We start from the raw sequence: 17,704 nt of genomic DNA on the forward strand, positions 1-17,704 counted from the left end.
TGACTTGGTTACTCGTACAATGAGGTAATTTAGGCTTCTTGATATCGATCAAATTCTCGATACCTGATTAGTGTCAAACCCCGATTCGGAAATACCCTTTCATGCTAAACGTAGCTTGCATCAGCAAGCGAAGTCGAAATCCCGACGTCCGACATCCTTCGACTTCGGCGCTACGCACCTACACTCAGGGCGAACGGTGAAATGGCAACTGATGTTCGACACTAATCAGGTATCGAGATGGGCTCGCACGGTCATTTTGACAAACGGCAAAAGCCTTGTTCTGCCCGAACAGGGCGGAACAAGGCCCCCTTATCACAAGGCCAGCTTAGGACGCTTCACCGGTTGCAAATGCTGCAATAGCCAGTGCCGCCACTGCAGCAACTTCACCGACCGCCTTTATAGTCTCACCTATTGCGTGACCAACTTTATAAAGTGGATCTGATTTATCCACAACGTCGCCGCCGCAGACATTCACGATATCCGCCTGTGAAAGTTCCAACATTTCATATACTCCCGTCAAATTTGGACAGAGTTTTTGATAGAGTTACGCCTTCACTTAGTGAGACCATCCCACAATCCAACTGCAAAGTCGACCAGTCCGCTAACAAGCTCCGCTTGAGCTTTTTCTGCTGCTTCCGTTTGCTCTGCATCCAGCCCAGGCGGAGTCGTGTTGACGGGTGCGATCCCACCCACAACAAATTCGGTATTGATATTAGATAAACAGTACATCACATAGCTCCCTTTTTGAACCAAGAATACGATGCCGTCTTGGCCTCGGCTACTCCGCTACATCCACTCCATGCGGACGTAACGAAATATTTTGCACCGCGCCGTGTGCAACGGATAGCGCTCGCCGCGCACTAGCGGCCGTCTCCGGTCGATGCGCAATCACGATGCGCGTGATACACAGCCGCTGCACAGCGGCATTGATCTGGCGCTCACGCGCTACATCCAAATGACTGGTCGCCTCATCCAGCACCAGCAGCTTCGACCGCCGATACAGTGCCCTTGCCAGGATCACCCGCTGCTTCTGCCCACCCGACAGACTGGAACCCATATCCCCCACCAGGCTCTGATATCCCATCGGCATGGCTACGATGTCGTCGTGAATGGCCGCGAGCCGCGCGGCGGCCTCGATCCGCACGGGTGTGGCATCGGGGTCGAAGAAGCTGATGTTGTCGGCGATGGAGCCGGCGAACAGCTGGTCGTCCTGCATCACCGCGCCGATCCACTGGCGATAGGTGTCCAGGCCCAGCTTGCGGATGTCGATGCCGCCGAAGCGGACTTCGCCTTCGGTGGGTTGCAGCAGGCCCAGCACGATCTTGGCCAGGGTGCTCTTGCCGCAGCCGCTTGGGCCGACGATGGCGACGGACTCACCCGCTTCGATGCGCAGGTTGCAGTCCTTGAGAATCCACGGCTCGCCATCGGCGTAGCGGAAGCTCACGTTGCGCAGCTCGATGCTGGCCTCGGGGACTGGTCCGGTCCACCCGGCATCGGCGGCCTTCTCCGGTGCGGTGAGGGCGATATCCGCCACGCGTTCGGCATGCAGCTTGAGCATGCTGAAGTCCACCCACTTGTCGATCAGTCCGGCCGCGCGGCTGGTGAACTGGTCGGCGTAGGCGATGAAGGCGATCAGCATGCCGGCGGAGAACTTGCCATCCAGCGCCAGCACGGCGGCGATCCAGATCATTGCCACGCGGCCGATGCCGAACATCAGCTGGTTGCCGAGCGTGAAGGCGATGCCAAGGCGCTGGATGCCAATGCCGCGGTTGGCGGTTTCCACCGTGGCGTTGGCGTAGCGGCCCAGCCGCTCGTCCTGCTTGTTGGCCAGCTTGATCGGCATGGCGCCGCGGATGGATTCCAGAAGCTCGCTCTGCTGGCGGGCGCCGTAGACGATCTGCTCCTCGTTGGCCCGGCGCAGCGGGTTGAAGAAGGCCCAGCGCAGCAGGCCGTACGCGGCGAACAGGCCGACGACGAGCGCGGTGAGCCCGAGGCTGTAGAACGCCATCACCACCAGGGTCACCAGCGACATCACGCCGTCCAGCAGCGAGCCGATGAACTGCGTGGTGAGCGTGCGCTGGATCGTCTGGATCGAGCCGAAGCGCGACACCACGTCGCCCACGTGGCGCTTTTCGAACCAATCCAGCGGCAGGTGCATCAGGTGGTTGAACAGGTTGCTGGCCCACTGCACGTTGAGCGTGGCACCCAACCAGGTGACCGCCCACGAACGCGCCGCCGTGATGATCGCCGAGAAGATCGCCACGCCGATGAAGCCCAGGCCGAGCAGGGTCAGCAGGTCGCGATCGGCGGAGACCAGCACCTGGTCGAGCACCCATTGCATGTAGAACGGGCCGACCAGCGCGAACACCTCCAGCGCCAGCGCCAGCAGCAGGATCTGCCCCAGCGCGGGCAGCAGGCCGCGGACGGTGCCGGTCAACGCACGCAGGGACACCGCCTGGCGCTCGACGACCGGCGCAAAGTCGGCGGCCGGGCTCAGCTCCAACGCCACACCGGTGAAATGCGCAGACACCTCGCGCAGGCTCAGCTTGCGGATGCCACATGCCGGGTCGTGGATCACCACGCTGCGCTTGCCCACGCGCTTGAGCACCACGAAGTGATTGAGGTCCCAGTGCAGCACGCACGGGGTCTTGAGCTGCGCCAGCTCTTCCAGCTCCAGTTTCAGCGGGCGGCAGGTGAGGCCGAGCTGGCCAGCCATCGCCATCACCCGCGCCAGGGTGGCGCCCTTGAGCGAAGTGGAGAAGCGCCGGCGCAGGCCGACCAGGTCGACGTCGTGGCCGTGGAAGCGCGCGACCATCGCCAGGCAAGCCACGCCGCATTCGGCGGCTTCGGTCTGCAGCATCATCGGCAGCGCCCGGCGCCAGCCGAACTGCAAGGCGACACGATAGCCGCGCGAACGCTCCTTTGAGCGTGCCTGCTGGCCGCCATCAGCCATGCGCGGACCCTCCCGCCAGATGATGCGCCATGCCGTACAGCGGCTCGAACACCCACTCGATCAGGCGGCGACGATCGATCAGGATGTCGGCCTCCAGCGCCATGCCGGGCCTGACCGGTTCGGGCTTGCCGTAGGCCAGCACGTGCTGGCTGTCCAGCGCCACCTGCACGCGATACATCGGCTGCGCGGTCTGCGGCCGCTCGCCGATGAGTGTCGCCACGTCGGCGGGGCTCAGCGCGCTGCGCGAGATGTCGGTGACGTGGCCGTACTGCTGGCCGAACTTCTGGTAGGCGAACGCCTGATAGCGCATCACCACGCGGCTGCCCGGCTCGATGAAGCCGATGGCGCGGCTGGGCACCAGCAACTGTGCCTGCATCAGCGAACCGGCCGGCAGGATCGACAACAGCGGCTGGCCGGCACTGACCATCTGCCCGGGCTTCAGCAGCACGGTGGAGACCACGCCAGCGCGCGGCGCATGCAAGACGATCGCGCGCTGCTGCTCGTTCTGCGCTATGGACTGGGTGAGCGCAGCCAACTGGCGCTCGGTGTCGTTGCGTTTGGTCGCCTCATCCAGCGGCAGCTGCGCCAGTTGCTGGTCGGCGCTGTCCAGTTGCTGGCGCGCCTCGAGTTGCTGGCGTCGCAACTGCTTGTACTGCGCCTGCGCATTAAGCACAGCAGTGGTCTGCTGCTGGATCTGCACCGCCGAGACGTAGCCCTTGACGCCGAGTGGCTTGATCCGCGCCAGCAACTGCTGGTTGCTGCTGACCTGCTGTTGCTGCAGCGCCAATTGCCCATCGATCTGCTTGAGCTGCGCTTGCAGAAGCACGACCTTGGCGCGCAGGGCATCCGCCTGCTGCGTGGCGAGTTGATTCTGGTTGGCGAGGTCGCTGCGCAGACGCGCGCGCTGGATGTCGAGTTGTTGCGCCACCAGGGTGTGGGTATCGCCGAGTGCCGTGCTGTCCTGCTTGCTGGACAGCTCAAGTAGCGCGTCGCCGGCCTCAACGTGTTGGCCGCCGCGAACAAGCAGGCGCGTCACCGTGCCCACGCCGGGTGCTGCGACCGTGAGCACGCCACTGTTGGGCACCAGTTGGCCAGTGACGGTTTCGCGGCGGGTGTAATGACCGAGCAGGAGAAACAGCATGATCGCCGCGGCCAGGATCAGCGCCAGCGTGGTGAGCGCCCAACGAGACAGCGGCGTGGCGACGATGATCGAGCCCAGCCACTCACCGCGCTTCGCCTCGATGACTTCCTGTCGGAACAATCCCTGCGACAAACCCGATTCCCCGCTGGCTCGATGTGGCTCCCTGAAGCGTTCAGCGGGGCGCTTGTCGCACACCGCCTATTTCAGGATTCTCAGCTCGCCAGCAGGTGTCCATAGGAAATTTTCTCAGTCGCGACGCATCGCAAAATCGTGCGTGCGCAGGCAAAAAGTCGCCTCTACGCGCCATCCGTTGTGCCGACTGGAATGCGATGGATCGGCTGGGCGCCCAGGTGCAGCCGAACGCTCAGCGAATCAGCAGGAACTTTCGTTCAGCGTGCACGGGTTGCAAGGCGGATTTGCCAACATCGCCGCGGGGAATCTCCCTCGGCGAAGCCATTCCCGCGAGATGCTTTCAATCTGCGGATTGACGACAGGGGCATTTGCGGGACTGACGGCGAACCCTTTCCCGACAATCGTGTCAACGCATTCCGCCGCCCCGCCGGTCAATCGGTGAGCACATGGTCGCCCAGATCTCCTGCCGCGACCCGCCGCGGATCCGCCGCCACGGCCATCGGCCCTGACCTGGCGCTGACCGGCGCCGGGCGGTTCGATTGAGCCGGAGGCCCCGCATTGGTTAAGCTCCGCAGGCTCCACCGCCTGTTGCGCAGGCTCCGCCGGGGATTTTTTTGAGCGCCACCGCAGCCAACTCCAACAGCCGGTATCCGCTGTTCACCGCCATCGTGTTGGCCCTGCTGGCGGCGGCGCTGAACATCGCGCTGTGGTGGGGGGGCAACTACCCGCACGGGCCGGACGACTGGCACGGCAAGATCAGCGGCTTCGCGGTGTCGTTCTTCCAGCGCTACCAGAGCCCGTTCAAGCAGAGCTACCCGAGCGACGAGGAGCTCGGCGCCGACCTCAAGCTGCTGCACCGCTACACCGACCACATCCGCACCTACACCATGCAGCAGAACCCGCAGGTGTACCGGCTGGCACAGCAGCAGGGGTTGAAGGTGATGGCCGGCGCGGAGATCGACAAACGGCTGGAGAACAACGAACGCGAGATCGAGCTGCTGATCGCCAAGGCGCGCGCCTACCCGGACACGATCACCCGCGTGATCGTGGGCAACGAGGTGCTGTTCCGCAACGACCTCACGCCGGAACAGATGATGGCCTACCTCGACCGCGTGCGCGCGGCGGTGCGCCAGCCCGTGTCGATCGCCGAGCCGGACTACATCTGGCTGAAGTACCCCGAGCTGGCGCAGCACGTGGACTACATCACCATCCACCTGTTTCCGTTCTGGAACGGCGTGGTGCGCCACAACGCGGTGGACGCGGCCTATGGCGCGTACGAGTCGATCGTGCAGCGATTCCCCGGCAAGCCGGTGGTGGTGGGCGAGATCGGCTGGCCGTCGAACGGCGACCGCCACGAATACGCCGACCCGTCGACCTCCAACGAGGCGATCTTCGTCCGCGACTGGATGAACCGGGCCAAGGCCGCGCACATCGAGTACTACCTGCTCGAAGCGTTCGACCAGCCGTGGAAGGAGAACCTCGGCGAAGGCCGCACCGGCGCGTACTGGGGCATCTTCAACGCCGACCGCCAACTGAAGTTCCCATTGACCGGGCCGGTGGTGGAGGACACCGCCTGGCCGTGGAAGGCGCTGGCGGCGAGCCTGCTGGCATTGCTGCCGATGATCCTGTTTGCGCGCCGCTTCAGCCGCTTCAAGCTGGTCGGAAAGTTCTTCTTCTGCGCGCTGATCCAGCTCGCCTGCGGACTGATCGTGTGGGCGGCGACGCTGCCTTTCAATTTCTACCTGAGCTGGGTCGACTGGACCATGCTCACGCTGCTGTTCCCGGCGCAGATCGCGATCCTGGCGATCCTGCTGATCAACGGCTTCGAGTTCACCGAGGTGCTGTGGCGGCCGAAGTGGATGCGCCACGCCGGCATGCTGACGCCGGATCATCCGGACCAGCAGCCGTTCGTGTCGATCCACCTGGCCTGCTACAACGAGCCGCCGGAGATGGTGATCGTCACGCTCGATTCGCTGGCCGCGCTGGATTACCAGAACTACGAAGTGCTGGTGATCGACAACAACACCAAGGACCCGGCGGTGTGGCAGCCGGTGCAGGCGTACTGCGAAAAGCTCGGCAAGCGCTTCCGCTTCTTCCACCTGGCGCCGTGGCCAGGCTACAAGGCCGGCGCACTGAACTTCGGCCTGAAGGAAACCGCGCCCGAGGCCGACGTGGTGGCGGTGATCGACGCCGACTACGAGGTGCGCGCCGACTGGCTGTCCACGCTCACCGGCTACTTCCACGACCCCAAGGTCGCCGTGGTGCAGTGCCCGCAGGCGCACCGCGAGTTCGAGCAGAATACGTTCCGCCGCATGACCGCGTGGGAGTACGACGGCTTCTTCCGCATCGGCATGCACCACCGCAACGAGCGCAACGCGATCATCCAGCACGGCACCATGACGATGGTTCGGCGCAGCGCGCTGGAAGGCACCGGCGGCTGGTCGGAGTGGACCATCTGCGAGGATGCGGAATTGGGCCTGCGCCTGATGCATGCCGGTTACGACCTGGTCTACGTCGACGAACTGATGGGCAAGGGCCTGACCCCGGCCGACTTCAAGGCGTACAAGAGCCAGCGCTACCGCTGGGCCTTCGGCGCGATGCAGATCCTCAAGGGCCGCTGGCACTGGATGACGCAGAAGGGCCCGCTCTCGGCCGGCCAGCGCTTCCACTTCCTCACCGGCTGGTTCAGCTGGTTCGCCGACGCGCTGCATCTGATCTTCACCCTGATGGCGCTGTTCTGGACCGCCGGCATGGTCGCCTTTCCGCAGTACTTCAGCCTGCCGATGCAGCTGTTCCTGATCCCGGTGATCGGCTTCTTCTTCGCCAAGGCGATCTTCGGCATCGTGCTGTACCGCGCCCGCGTGCCCTGCAGCTGGCGCGACACGCTGATGGCCTCGCTGGCCAGCATGGGCCTCTCCCACGCGATCGCCCGCGGCATCCTGCACGGACTGACCCGCGAGAAGACCTCGTTCGTGGTCACCGCCAAGAGCCGCCGCCTGGGCGGCAGCAACTTCGCCGCGTTCGCGCCGGTGCGCGAGGAGTTGCTGATGGCGCTGGCGCTGATGCTGTGCATCGCCGGCATGGCCGAGGCGTTCGGCACGCGTTACATCGAGGGCACGTTGTGGATGATCATCCTCGCCGCGCAGTCGATCCCCTACGTGTCGGCGGTGACCGGTGCGTGGATCGCGCATCGATCGGGCGACAAGGCCGGTTGAAATCCAGCGTGGCCCGCAGGCCCGGGCACCGAAGCCACCTGCCGGCATTCATGCGAGCCCTACGCCCATTTGGGTAAGCTGCGGCGACCTGTCATCCCGTCCAAGGACGCCCTTCGCGCATGCGCCGATGCCGCCGACGCCTGAGCCTGCTGTTGTTGCCGTTGCTTGCGCTGGCTTCGCTGGCGCACGCGGGCGTCGCGCTGCACGTGGACGGCGTGGAAGATCCGCTGAAGGCGGCGGTGATCGACCGCCTGGAGCTGTCGCAGTACGCCAAACGCGAGGTCACCGCCGCGCAGGCCGCGCGCCTGTACCAGCGCGTGCCGGAGCAGGTGCGCGCGGCGCTGCAGCCCTACGGCTACTACGACGCCAGCGTCACCGGCGAGCTCAGGCAGGTCGGTGCGGACTGGCGGGTGGACGTGCATGTGACGCCCGGCGAGCCGGTCAAGGTGGCCAAGGTCGAACTGCAGCTCGATGATGCCGCGGGCAGGATCGCGCCGATCCGCCGCGCGCGCCGCGCGATCGAGCGGCTCGCCGGCAAGACGCTGAACCACGAAGCCTACGAGGAGGCGCGCGACGCCATGAGCGCGCAGCTGACCGCCAACGGCTACCTCGACGCCCGCCTGCTCACCCACCGGGTGGAGGTGAACCGCGGCGAGCGGCGCGCGGTGGTCAAGCTGGGGTGGGAAGTCGGCCCGCGCTATCGCTACGGCCAGGTGCACTTCGAGGGCTCGCAATTCAACGAGGGCTTCCTCGACCGCTACGTTCCGTTCCAGTCCGGCGACTATTTTTCACAGGACCAGTTGCTGACCCTGCAGCAGGCCTTGAACGGCGCGGACTATTTTGCCGTGGTCAACGTGCTGCCCGACGTCGACGAGGCGAAGCACGGCGTCGTCGACGTCACCGTGCAGTTGGCCCCGGCCAAGCGCACGATCTACACCGGCGGCCCGTTCATCGGCACCGATACCGGCTTCGGCGTGCGCGGCGGCATCGAGCGGCGCTGGGTCAACCGGCGCGGGCACAAGTGGAAGAACGAACTGGTGGTGGCGCAGCGGCTGAAAACGCTCTCGACCATGTACACCATCCCGCTGCCCGGCCCGGACCAGCGCAGCTACAACGTCGGCGCGAATTTCCGCGACGCCGACACCGACACCTCGCAATCGCGGACGCTGGAGCTGGTCGGCAACGAAACGCGCCAGTGGCACGGCTGGACGCGCACGCTGGGCGTGCATGCGCTGGCCGGCACCTTCACCGTGGGCAAGCGCGGGCGCGAACCGGACAACACGCCGGGCATCGAGCACGGCCGCAGCACCGAGGTGTTCGCCGAAGCCTCGCTGACCCGCAAGCAGGCCGACAACCCCGCCTTCGTGCACCGCGGCTGGTCGCTGACCCTGGCCGCGCGCAGCACCGCCGGCAGCCTGCTCTCCGACGCGAGCTTCAATCAGGTCAGCGCCGACGCCAAGTGGATCCGCGCGTTCGGAGCGAAACAGCGCAACCGGCTGATCCTGCGCGGCAGCGCCGGCATCACCCGCACCGACGACTTCGCCGCGCTGCCGCCGCAACTGCGTTTCTTCGCCGGCGGCGACCGCTCCGTGCGCGGCTACGGCTACCAGTCGATCGGCCCGCGCAACAGCTACGACCGCGTCATCGGCGGACGCAACCTGCTGGTGGCCGGTACCGAGGTGGAGCACTACTTCACCCGCAACTGGGGCATGGCCGCCTTCGTCGACGCCGGCAACGCCTACACCGGCACCGATTTCCGCCCGAAGATCGGCGCCGGCCTGGGCCTGCGCTGGCGCTCGCCGGTGGGCATGGTCCGGCTCGACCTCGGCACGCCGATCCACGATTCGGACCATCACGGCATCGAGTTGCACGTGGTGATCGGGCCGGATCTGTGAGCAGCCGGGATTCGGGAAAGGCTGAACTATTGACTATTGAACATGACGCTCACCACAAACACCTCACCCACCACCGCTCTCCCTGAGCGCAGGCCTGAAAGGCCGAAGTCGAAGGGCGCCCCGCGGAAGACTGCCCTTCGACTTCCTCGCTCCCCAAAGCAGCGGCCATCCATGGCCCCTCCCCGCGTGCGCTTCGCTACGCTCAGGGCGAACGGCAGTGGAAATTCCATCCGCGTAAACGGCAAGCGGAGCAGGCTGACGGCATGAAGTGGATCAAGCGCATTGCCGTCGCCGCTGTCGCGCTGCTGCTGGTGGCGACGCTGGCGTCGTGGTGGCTGCTCGGCACCGCTCCGGGCCTGCGGTTCGCCCTGGCGCGTGCGCAATCCTTGAGTGGCGGCACGTTGCAGGTGCAGCAGGCGCAGGGGCGGCTGGCCGGGCCGCTGCAACTTTCCGGCGTGCGCTACGACGACGGCCACGGCACCGTGGTGGATCTGGCCACGGTGCGGCTGGACTTGCGCTTCTGGTCGCTGCTGGGCAAGCGCGTGCACCTGACCGCGCTCGACGTGGAGCGCGTCACGGTGGCGTTGCCCGCCGCCAGCACCGATGAAAGCGCAAGCTCCGGCAGCCTGTCGCTGCATCTGCCGGTGGAGCTGATCCTGGATCGCGTGCACGTCGGCCCGATCAAGGTGACGCAGGCGGGCAAGGACGTGTTTGCCGCCGATCGGCTCGACCTGGCCGGGCGCTGGACCGACCGCGGCATCGCGCTGCGCCAGCTCGCGCTGCGCGCACCGGACGGCCATGCCGATCTCGCCGGCGAGCTGGTCTTCGGCAAGAGTTATCAAGGCAACGGCACGCTGGGCTTTGCGTGGAAAGCCGGCGACACCGATGTCGCCGGCACGCTCTCGATCCACAGCGACGGCAGGCGGGCCACGCTGGATGGCGCGCTCACCGCACCGGCGCCGATGAAGCTGCACGCCGAACTCGCCCAGGCTGGCGAATTCGGCTGGAGCGGCACGCTCGAGGCGCCGCGTTTCGACCCCGCGCCGCTGCTCGGCGAAGGCTCGCTGCAATCGCTGGCGTTCTCGCTCGCGGGGCACGGCAACCGCCACGGCGGCACGCTCGAAGGCCAGCTCGACCTGAACCAGTACCGCGTGCTGCTGCAACCGCTGCGCGCGCGGTTCGACCCCGACTACCACACGCTCACGCTCGAACGACTCCGGCTCGGCTCGCCGCGCTTCAAGGGCAACGTGGAAGCGAGCGGCACCGTGCAGCTGGACGCCAAGCCACTCGCCGCCAACCTGCAGATCGGCTGGACCGACCTGCAACTGCCGGCCGAGCTGGCTGGTCGGGAGTTGGCCAGCCACGGCCAGCTCAAGGCCACGGGCAGCGTCGACGCGTACCGCGTGCAAGGCAATCTCGCGCTGGGTCCGCCCGGCAAGCTGGCGCAGCTGGCGTTGGAACTGGACGGCACGCCGCAGCGCTTGCAGGTGCGCACGCTCGACCTGAAACAAGCCAAGGGCCGGCTCCAGGCGCACGCCGAGCTGACCTTGCAACCGGGGCTGGCGTGGCAGGCCGAGGTCCGCGCCGAGGCCTTCGACCCTGGCCAGTTGCTGGCGCACTGGGACGGCGCGCTCGATGCCGACATCGCCAGCCAGGGCCGGCGCACGGCCGACGGACTCGACGCCACGCTGGACATCCGCAAGCTCGCCGGCAACCTGCGCAAGCGCGCGGTCAGCGGCCACGGCAAGCTGCACCTGTCGCCGCAGCGGGTGCTGGACGGTCGGCTGGAACTGGCCTCCGGTCCCAGCTCGCTGCAACTGACCGCGCGGCCCGGCGCCAGCAACGACGCCGAACTGCAACTGGCGATCGCCTCGCTCGGCGACTGGCTGCCCGATGCCAGCGGCCGTCTGGACGGCCATTTGCGAATCCAGGGCAAGCTGCCGAAGCTCGGCATCAACGGCCAGCTGCACGGAGAGGCGTTGGCCTGGCAGCAGCAGCGCGCACGGCGCCTGCGCCTGATCGTGGGGCTGCCGGACATCAGCCGCGTGGCCGGCAAGCTGGACCTGCAACTGGATGACACTACCGTGCAGGGGCTGACATTCCAGGATATCCACGCGCTGGCCGAAGGCAGCGATTCCAACCATCGGCTCGAAGTGCAGGCGCGCGGCAGCCAGCTGTCCGGCACGCTCGACCTGCACGGCGCGCTCGCCGGTTCGCGCTGGAGCGGCACGCTGTCGACGCTGAATCTGGAACCCCAGGGCCTGCCGCCGTGGCGTCTGCAGCATGCCACCCAGCTCGGCTACGACGATGGCGCGATGCAGCTTGCCGACCTGTGCCTCACCGCGGGCGACCCACTGCTGTGCGCCAGCGCGCGCCGCGACAAGGCCGGCAACCTCGACGCCAGCTATCGGCTGCAGGCCCTGCCGCTGGCGCTGCTGTTGAACGCCACCGGCGAAGCCGACCTGCCGCTGCGCGCCGACGGCGACATCGAGGGCAGCGGCAAGATCCACCGCAGCGCAGCCGGCGCGCTGAGCGGCCGGGCGTCGATCGGCTCGGCGCACGGCGCGATCAGCTACACCGACGACACGCGCGCGCCGCTGCTGCGCTACGACCGCCTGCAGCTCGACGCCGACCTCACGCCGCAGCGCCAGCAGATCGACCTGCATGCCGCGCTGAACGATGGCGGCCGCATCGACGGTCAGCTCGGCATCGCCGGCGCGCAACAGGCGCTGAGCGGCCAGCTGGAATTGCACCTGGGCAACCTCGCCTTCGTCGAGTTGCTCAGCCACGAACTGGCCAACGTGAAGGGCCGCGCCGACGGCCGCTTCCAGTTCGCCGGCAGCCTGGCGCAACCGCTGTTGACGGGCCAGGCCGAGCTGGGCGATTTCACCGCGGAGATTCCCGCCGCCGGGCTGACCCTCGCGCAGGGACAACTCCACGTGACCACGTTCGACGGACAGCAGTTGCAGATCCGCGGCAGCGTGCAGTCGGGCAAGGGCAGTGTCGCGGTGGACGGCAGCGCCAGCCTCGACGGCGCCCAGCCCACGCGACTCACCATCAAGGGCAGCCAGTTCACCGCGGTGGACATCCCTGCGGCCAGCGTGGTGCTCTCGCCCAACCTGCTCGTGCAGCAAGGCGCCAACGGCATCGACATCACCGGCGCGGTGAGCCTCGACCGTGCACGGGTGAACGTGGACAAGCTGCCCGGCGCCGGCGCCAGCGTCGCCTCGCCCGACGTGGTGGTGGTGGACGCCCGGCAGGCGCAGGGCGCCGCCAGCGGCACGCCGTTGAACGCGATGGTCAAGGTCAACCTGGGCGAGCAGACCCACGTCACCGGCATGGGCCTGGACGGCCGCCTCAGCGGCGTGCTGACGGTGATCGAAAAGCCTGGCCGCGCCACCATCGGCCAGGGCCAGATCGCGGTGAACGGCACCTACCGCGCGTACGGACAGGACCTGCAGATCCAGCGCGGCCAGCTGCTGTTCGCCAGCACGCCGATCGACAACCCCGGCCTGAACATCCGTGCGGTGCGCAAGCTCAACCCCAACGCCACCATCGACGAGGGCCAGGAAGTGGGCCTGTACGTCTCCGGCACCGCGCAGCGGCCGATCCTCACCGTGTTCTCCAACCCGGTGATGGAGCAGTCCGACGCGCTGTCGTACCTGATCACCGGCAAGCCGCTGTCCGAGGTCAAGGGTGGCGAAGGCAGCATGGTCAGCGCCGCGGCGCAGGCGCTGGGTTCGGCCGCGGGCGACCTGCTCGCCAAGCGGATCGGCTCGCAGCTGGGGCTGGACGACATCGGCGTGTCCAGCAACGAGGCGCTCGGCGGCAGTTCGGCGTTCACCGTCGGCAAGTATCTTTCGCCGCGGCTTTATCTCAGCTACGGCGTGGGCCTGTTCGAGCCGGGCGAGGTGATCACCCTGCGCTATCGGCTGAGCAAGCGCTGGAACCTGGAGGCGCAGCAGGCCACCGAGTTCAGCCGCGCCAGCCTCAACTACCGGCTCGAAAGATAGGGCCGCCGCGGCCGCCGACGGATTGCTGCGGCGGCAGACGGCCCTGGCCCGGCCCGCTAGAATGGCGGGTGCTGCGGCAATCACGTCCGCACCGTTTCGGAAAACCATGCGCCTCTACCTGCAATCCGTGCCCGGCAGTACCGACACGCCGCGCTATGTCCAGATCACGCTGGAGCAGGATCTGCTCGGCGGCTGGACGCTGTACCGCGAGTCGGGCACCCAGGGCGGGCGCGCCACCATGAAGCGCGAGCAGTTCCTGGAACGCGACGCGGCCATTGCCGCGTTCGAGAAGACCCGCGACGCGCAGCTCAAGCGCGGCTTCCGCCTGATGTTCGCCCAGGGCCAGGAAGGCCCGTACGGGCGCTGAAATCCCTCACCGTTGATTGCCATGCCCGATGCCCTGAACAACGACCGCTTCCTGCGCGCGCTGCGCCGCGAGCCCACCGACACCACGCCGATCTGGGTGATGCGCCAGGCGGGCCGCTACCTGCCCGAGTACCGCGCCACCCGCGAGCGCGCCGGCAGCTTCATGGGCCTGGCGCAGAACCCGGAATACGCCTGCGAAGTGACCCTGCAACCGCTGCGGCGTTTCGACCTCGACGCGGCGATCCTGTTTTCCGACATCCTCACCATTCCCGACGCGATGGGCCTCGGCCTCTCGTTTGCGCACGGCGAAGGCCCGCAGTTCGCGCGCCCCGTCCGCACCGCGGCGGACATCACCCGGCTCGCCGTGCCGGACATGGATGGCGAACTGCGCTATGTGATGGACGCGGTGCGGCTGATCCGCCGCGAACTGCACGGCCGCGTGCCGTTGATCGGTTTTTCCGGCAGCCCGTGGACGCTGGCCTGCTACATGGTCGAGGGCCACGGCTCGCGCGATTTCGCCACGCTCAAGACGCTGTGCTGGAACGAGCCGAAACTCGCCCACCAGCTGCTCGACACGCTGGCCCAGGCGGTGACCGCCTACCTGCTCGCCCAGGCCACGGCCGGCGCGCAGGCGCTGATGATCTTCGACACCTGGGGCGGCCTGCTCGGCCCGGCGCCGTTCCGCGAGTTCTCGCTGCGCTACATGACGCGGATCGTGGCCGCGCTGAAAGAGCACGCCGCTTCGCGCGAACTGCCGGTGATCCTGTTCTCCAAGGGCGCCCATGGCCAGTTGGCGGCGCTGGCCGACAGCGGCTGCGCGGCGCTTGGCGTGGACTGGACGGTCGACCTGGCCGACGCGCGTGCCGCCGTGGCGGGCCGCGCGGCGCTGCAAGGCAACCTCGATCCGGCGATCCTGCGCGCCAGCCCGGCGGTGATCCGCCGCGAGGCCCGCGCGGTGATGGACAGCTACGGCAACCACCCCGGCCACGTGTTCAACCTCGGCCACGGCATCACCCCGGAGGTCGATCCCGAGCACGTCAAGGTGCTGGTGGACGAGGTGCACGCCTACGGGCGCACGCTGCGCGCCTGATCGAGGACCGGCGCGCGCGCGGCACTCAAGATCGGCGACGCGACGCCGATACCCCAGTGGCATGGACCCCGGTGCGAGCAGCCAGGCCGCGGCCTGCGGCAGGCCGAATGCCTCGCGGCCCGGCATGAGATGCGCGGCAGTCGCACATCCGCCCGCATCCCGCGTACCGTGTGCGTCATCGACCCAACGAGCAGCTGCATGAAGGCCATCGAACAACTGCGAATCAACGGCGGCCTGCCCAGCCCGAAGGGTGTGGCGCTGGCGATCATGCAGATCAGTCGCCGCGACGACGCGACGCTGGAGGAAATCAGCCGCCTGGTGCAGAGCGACCCGGTCACCAGCGGGCGCCTGCTGCACATGGCCAACGCCGCCAGCATCGGCGGCCGCCCGCTGGCCAGCATCCCCGAGGCGATCATTCGCCTCGGCCTGGCCGCCGTGCGCCAGCTGGCGATGGGTTTCTCGCTGGTCGACCAGTACCGCAGCGGCGCCTGCAAGAGCTTCGACTACCCGCGCTTCTGGTCGCACTCGCTGCTGATGGCGGTGGCCATGCAGGAGCTCGGCAAGCGGGTGCGGCTCGCGTCGCCGGATGAGCTGTTCGCCTGTGGCCTGCTCGCCCGCATCGGGCAGCTGGCGCTGGCCACGCTGTACCCCGAGGAATACGCGCAGCTGCTGCAACGCGGCGGCGAGACCACGGTGGAGGCCGAGCGGCAACTGCTGCACGTCGACCACAACGAACTCACCGCGGTGATCCTCGAAGACTGCGGCATCCCGCGGGCACTGGCCGAGCCGGTGTTCTTCCACGAAAACGTCGAGTCGGCCAGCTTCGCCGAGGGCTCGCGTCCGTACCAGCTCACCCGGCTGTTCCACCTGGCCAGGCGGCTGGCCGACCTGAGCCTGGCGCCGGACGAGCAGCGTACCCAGCACATCGGCGAGCTGATGCTGCTGGGCGGCAAGATCGGCCTGGACGCCGGCGAACTCGGCATCCTGCTCGACCAGGTGCATGCGCAATGGCACGACTGGAGCGCGGTGCTGCAAGTTCCCGACGACAACGTGTCGGCCTTCACCGACCTCGTCGCCACCCCGGCCGCCGCCGCTGACAACGCGCCCGCCGTGGAGGTCTCGCGCGTGCTGTGGGTGGCCAGCGCGGCGCCGGTGCGCGCGATGCTGGCGGAGATCCTCGGCGGCATGCCCGATCAGGTGGTGCACTCGGCCGGAAGCGGCGAGGAAGGCCTCGCGCTGGCCGTGCAGCTGATGCCGCAGGTGGTGATCGCCGACTCGCGCATGCCCGGGCTGGACGGCTGGGCGCTGTGCCGCGCGCTGCGCGCCACGCCGTGGGGCCAGTCGATCTACCTGATCGTGCTGGCCAGCGTGACGTCCGAAACCGAAATCCGCCTGGCCACCGAGGCGCAGATCAACGATTGCGTGAGCCCGGCCCAGGCCGCCCGCATGTTGCCGTTGCGGATGGGCGCGGCGCGCCAGTACGTGAAGCTGCTCAACCAGTGGGAGCACGACCGCGCGCAGCTCAAGCGGTTCTCCGCCGAACTGGCGATGAGCAACCGCAAGCTGCAGCACTACGCCCTGATCGACCAGCTCACCGGCCTGCAGAACCGGCGCGCGGGGATGGAGTCGCTGGCCCAGGCGTGGAGCATGGCCGAACGCTCCGGCGATCCGGTGACGATGATGATGATCGACATCGACCGCTTCAAGGAGGTCAACGACACCCACGGCCACGCGGTAGGCGACCAGGTGCTGCTCGAAGTGGCCCGCACCATCCGCCGCTCCGCGCGCAAGGAGGACGCCGTGTGCCGCATGGGCGGCGAGGAGTTCCTGGTGATCTGCCGCAATGCCGACTTGTCCTCCTCATTGCACGCGGCCGAGCGCCTGCGCAAGGCGGTGGCCGGCCTGCGGGTGGCCGTCGAGGACCAGCAACTGGGCGTGACGATCAGTATCGGCCTGGCCGCGCGCGAGGACGGCATGGCCGACCCCGGCGCCCTGGTCAACGCCGCCGACAAGGCGCTTTACGCGGCCAAGAAGAAGGGTCGCAACCGCACCTGCCGCTACGAGGACGGCAAGCTTTACCTGGAAGGCTGAGCGCGACGCCTCAGGGCGTGCCGGCGAACGCGTGATCCAGCCAGTCGTGCATCAGCCGGTAGCTGCGCGCCGCGGCCGCGGCGTCGTAGCGGCAGCCGGGCGAGTTCTCGCCGACCTCGGTGAAGCAGTGCACCGCGTGGCCGAGCACCACGAACTGCCAATCGGCGGGGCTCATGCGCATCTCGTCCATGAACTTGCCTGCGTCCGGCATGGTGCCCTTGTCGTCGGCGCCGTTCATCGCCAGCACGCGCGCCTTGATGTGTTTGGCCAGCATCGGATCGTCGGTGGCCAGCCCGCCGTGGAACGACACCACCGCCGCCACGTCAGCGCCGCTGCGCGCCAGGTCGAGCACCGCCGAGCCGCCGAAACAGAAACCGATCGCCGCCAGCTTCGCGGGATCGAGCGGCGCGCCGGCGACCTGTGCCTTCAATTGCTCCAGCGCCACGCCGATCCGCTTGCGCATCAGCGCGCGATCGCCATACAGCGGCTTCACCGCGGCCTGCGCCTGCGCATTCGTGGTCGGGCGCACGTCCGCACCGTACATGTCGGTGAGCAGGATCACGTAATCCTTGCCGGCGATCATCTCGGCCTTCTTCACGGCCGCGTCGTTCACGCCGTACCAGTTCGGCACCATCACCAGGCCGGGGCGTTTGACCAGCGTGGCGTCGTCGTAGACCAGCACGCTGTGGAAACGGGTGCCGTCCTGCGTCCATTCGACCGGGCGATGCACCATCTTCGCCTGGACGGCGAGGCTTGATCCGGCAAGCAACAGCAGACAGCAGAGTCGGGCGATGCGCATGGTCGATCC

Annotated in this window: 10 protein-coding genes; 6 read left to right on the forward strand and 4 right to left on the reverse strand. The window is 67.5% G+C overall.

Annotation, left to right across the window (positions count from 1 at the left end; translation table 11 throughout):
* Positions 1–325: 325 nt before the first annotated feature.
* The 3 genes from ACVCL9_RS10480 to ACVCL9_RS10490 all read right to left on the reverse strand — a co-directional run bounded on the left by ACVCL9_RS10480 (position 326) and on the right by ACVCL9_RS10490 (position 4,226).
* Positions 326–502 carry a hypothetical protein gene (locus ACVCL9_RS10480; RefSeq protein WP_447098173.1) on the reverse strand — a complete coding sequence of 59 codons (177 nt, stop codon included), beginning with the start codon at positions 500–502 and terminating at the stop codon, positions 326–328.
* 276 nt (positions 503–778) lie between these two features.
* Positions 779–2,953: a peptidase domain-containing ABC transporter gene (locus tag ACVCL9_RS10485; RefSeq protein ID WP_447098172.1), complete on the reverse strand. Its 2,175-nt coding sequence runs from the start codon at positions 2,951–2,953 to the stop codon at positions 779–781.
* Positions 2,946–4,226, reverse strand: coding sequence for an HlyD family secretion protein (locus tag ACVCL9_RS10490; RefSeq protein ID WP_447098171.1), 1,281 nt, complete (start codon positions 4,224–4,226; stop codon positions 2,946–2,948). The genes ACVCL9_RS10485 and ACVCL9_RS10490 overlap by 8 nt, the downstream gene beginning before the upstream one ends.
* Positions 4,227–4,840: 614 nt before the next feature.
* Between ACVCL9_RS10490 and ACVCL9_RS10495 the strand changes: the two genes are divergently transcribed.
* From ACVCL9_RS10495 to ACVCL9_RS10520, 6 genes are all read left to right on the forward strand, one after another.
* On the forward strand, positions 4,841–7,441 hold the full coding sequence (locus ACVCL9_RS10495) for a glycosyltransferase family 2 protein (protein WP_447098170.1): 2,601 nt from the start codon (positions 4,841–4,843) through the stop codon (positions 7,439–7,441).
* Positions 7,442–7,560: 119 nt separating this feature from the next.
* On the forward strand, positions 7,561–9,336 hold the full coding sequence (locus ACVCL9_RS10500) for an autotransporter assembly complex protein TamA (RefSeq protein WP_447098169.1): 1,776 nt from the start codon (positions 7,561–7,563) through the stop codon (positions 9,334–9,336).
* Positions 9,337–9,599: 263 nt separating this feature from the next.
* Positions 9,600–13,349, forward strand: coding sequence for a translocation/assembly module TamB domain-containing protein (locus ACVCL9_RS10505; protein WP_447098168.1), 3,750 nt, complete (start codon positions 9,600–9,602; stop codon positions 13,347–13,349).
* A 106-nt stretch (positions 13,350–13,455) separates the two neighbouring features.
* Complete coding sequence (locus ACVCL9_RS10510) at positions 13,456–13,716, forward strand: WGR domain-containing protein (RefSeq protein WP_395120076.1); 261 nt, start codon at positions 13,456–13,458, stop codon at positions 13,714–13,716.
* Positions 13,717–13,737: 21 nt separating this feature from the next.
* Positions 13,738–14,805: a uroporphyrinogen decarboxylase gene (hemE, locus tag ACVCL9_RS10515; protein ID WP_447098167.1), complete on the forward strand. Its 1,068-nt coding sequence runs from the start codon at positions 13,738–13,740 to the stop codon at positions 14,803–14,805.
* A 198-nt stretch (positions 14,806–15,003) separates the two neighbouring features.
* Positions 15,004–16,896: a GGDEF domain-containing response regulator gene (locus ACVCL9_RS10520; protein WP_395120078.1), complete on the forward strand. Its 1,893-nt coding sequence runs from the start codon at positions 15,004–15,006 to the stop codon at positions 16,894–16,896.
* Between the two features lie 10 nt (positions 16,897–16,906).
* Here ACVCL9_RS10520 and ACVCL9_RS10525 read toward each other — a convergent pair whose 3' ends face one another.
* Complete coding sequence (locus ACVCL9_RS10525) at positions 16,907–17,695, reverse strand: dienelactone hydrolase family protein (RefSeq protein ID WP_395120079.1); 789 nt, start codon at positions 17,693–17,695, stop codon at positions 16,907–16,909.
* Between the last annotated feature and the right edge of the window lie 9 nt (positions 17,696–17,704).

The sequence above is a fragment of the Rhodanobacter sp. UC4438_H5 genome, from assembly GCF_052978405.1.

Excerpts from the sequence above, each read along its gene's own strand:
- ACVCL9_RS10505 (WP_447098168.1), top strand. The coding sequence starts at position 9,600 with ATGAAGTGGATCAAGCGCATTGCCGTCGCCGCTGTCGCGCTGCTGCTG.
- ACVCL9_RS10510 (WP_395120076.1), top strand. The coding sequence starts at position 13,456 with ATGCGCCTCTACCTGCAATCCGTGCCCGGCAGTACCGACACGCCGCGC.
- hemE (WP_447098167.1), top strand. The coding sequence starts at position 13,738 with ATGCCCGATGCCCTGAACAACGACCGCTTCCTGCGCGCGCTGCGCCGC.
- ACVCL9_RS10485 (WP_447098172.1), bottom strand. The coding sequence starts at position 2,953 with ATGGCTGATGGCGGCCAGCAGGCACGCTCAAAGGAGCGTTCGCGCGGC.
- ACVCL9_RS10525 (WP_395120079.1), bottom strand. The coding sequence starts at position 17,695 with ATGCGCATCGCCCGACTCTGCTGTCTGCTGTTGCTTGCCGGATCAAGC.
- ACVCL9_RS10520 (WP_395120078.1), top strand. The coding sequence starts at position 15,004 with ATGAAGGCCATCGAACAACTGCGAATCAACGGCGGCCTGCCCAGCCCG.
- ACVCL9_RS10500 (WP_447098169.1), top strand. The coding sequence starts at position 7,561 with ATGCGCCGATGCCGCCGACGCCTGAGCCTGCTGTTGTTGCCGTTGCTT.
- ACVCL9_RS10480 (WP_447098173.1), bottom strand. The coding sequence starts at position 502 with ATGTTGGAACTTTCACAGGCGGATATCGTGAATGTCTGCGGCGGCGAC.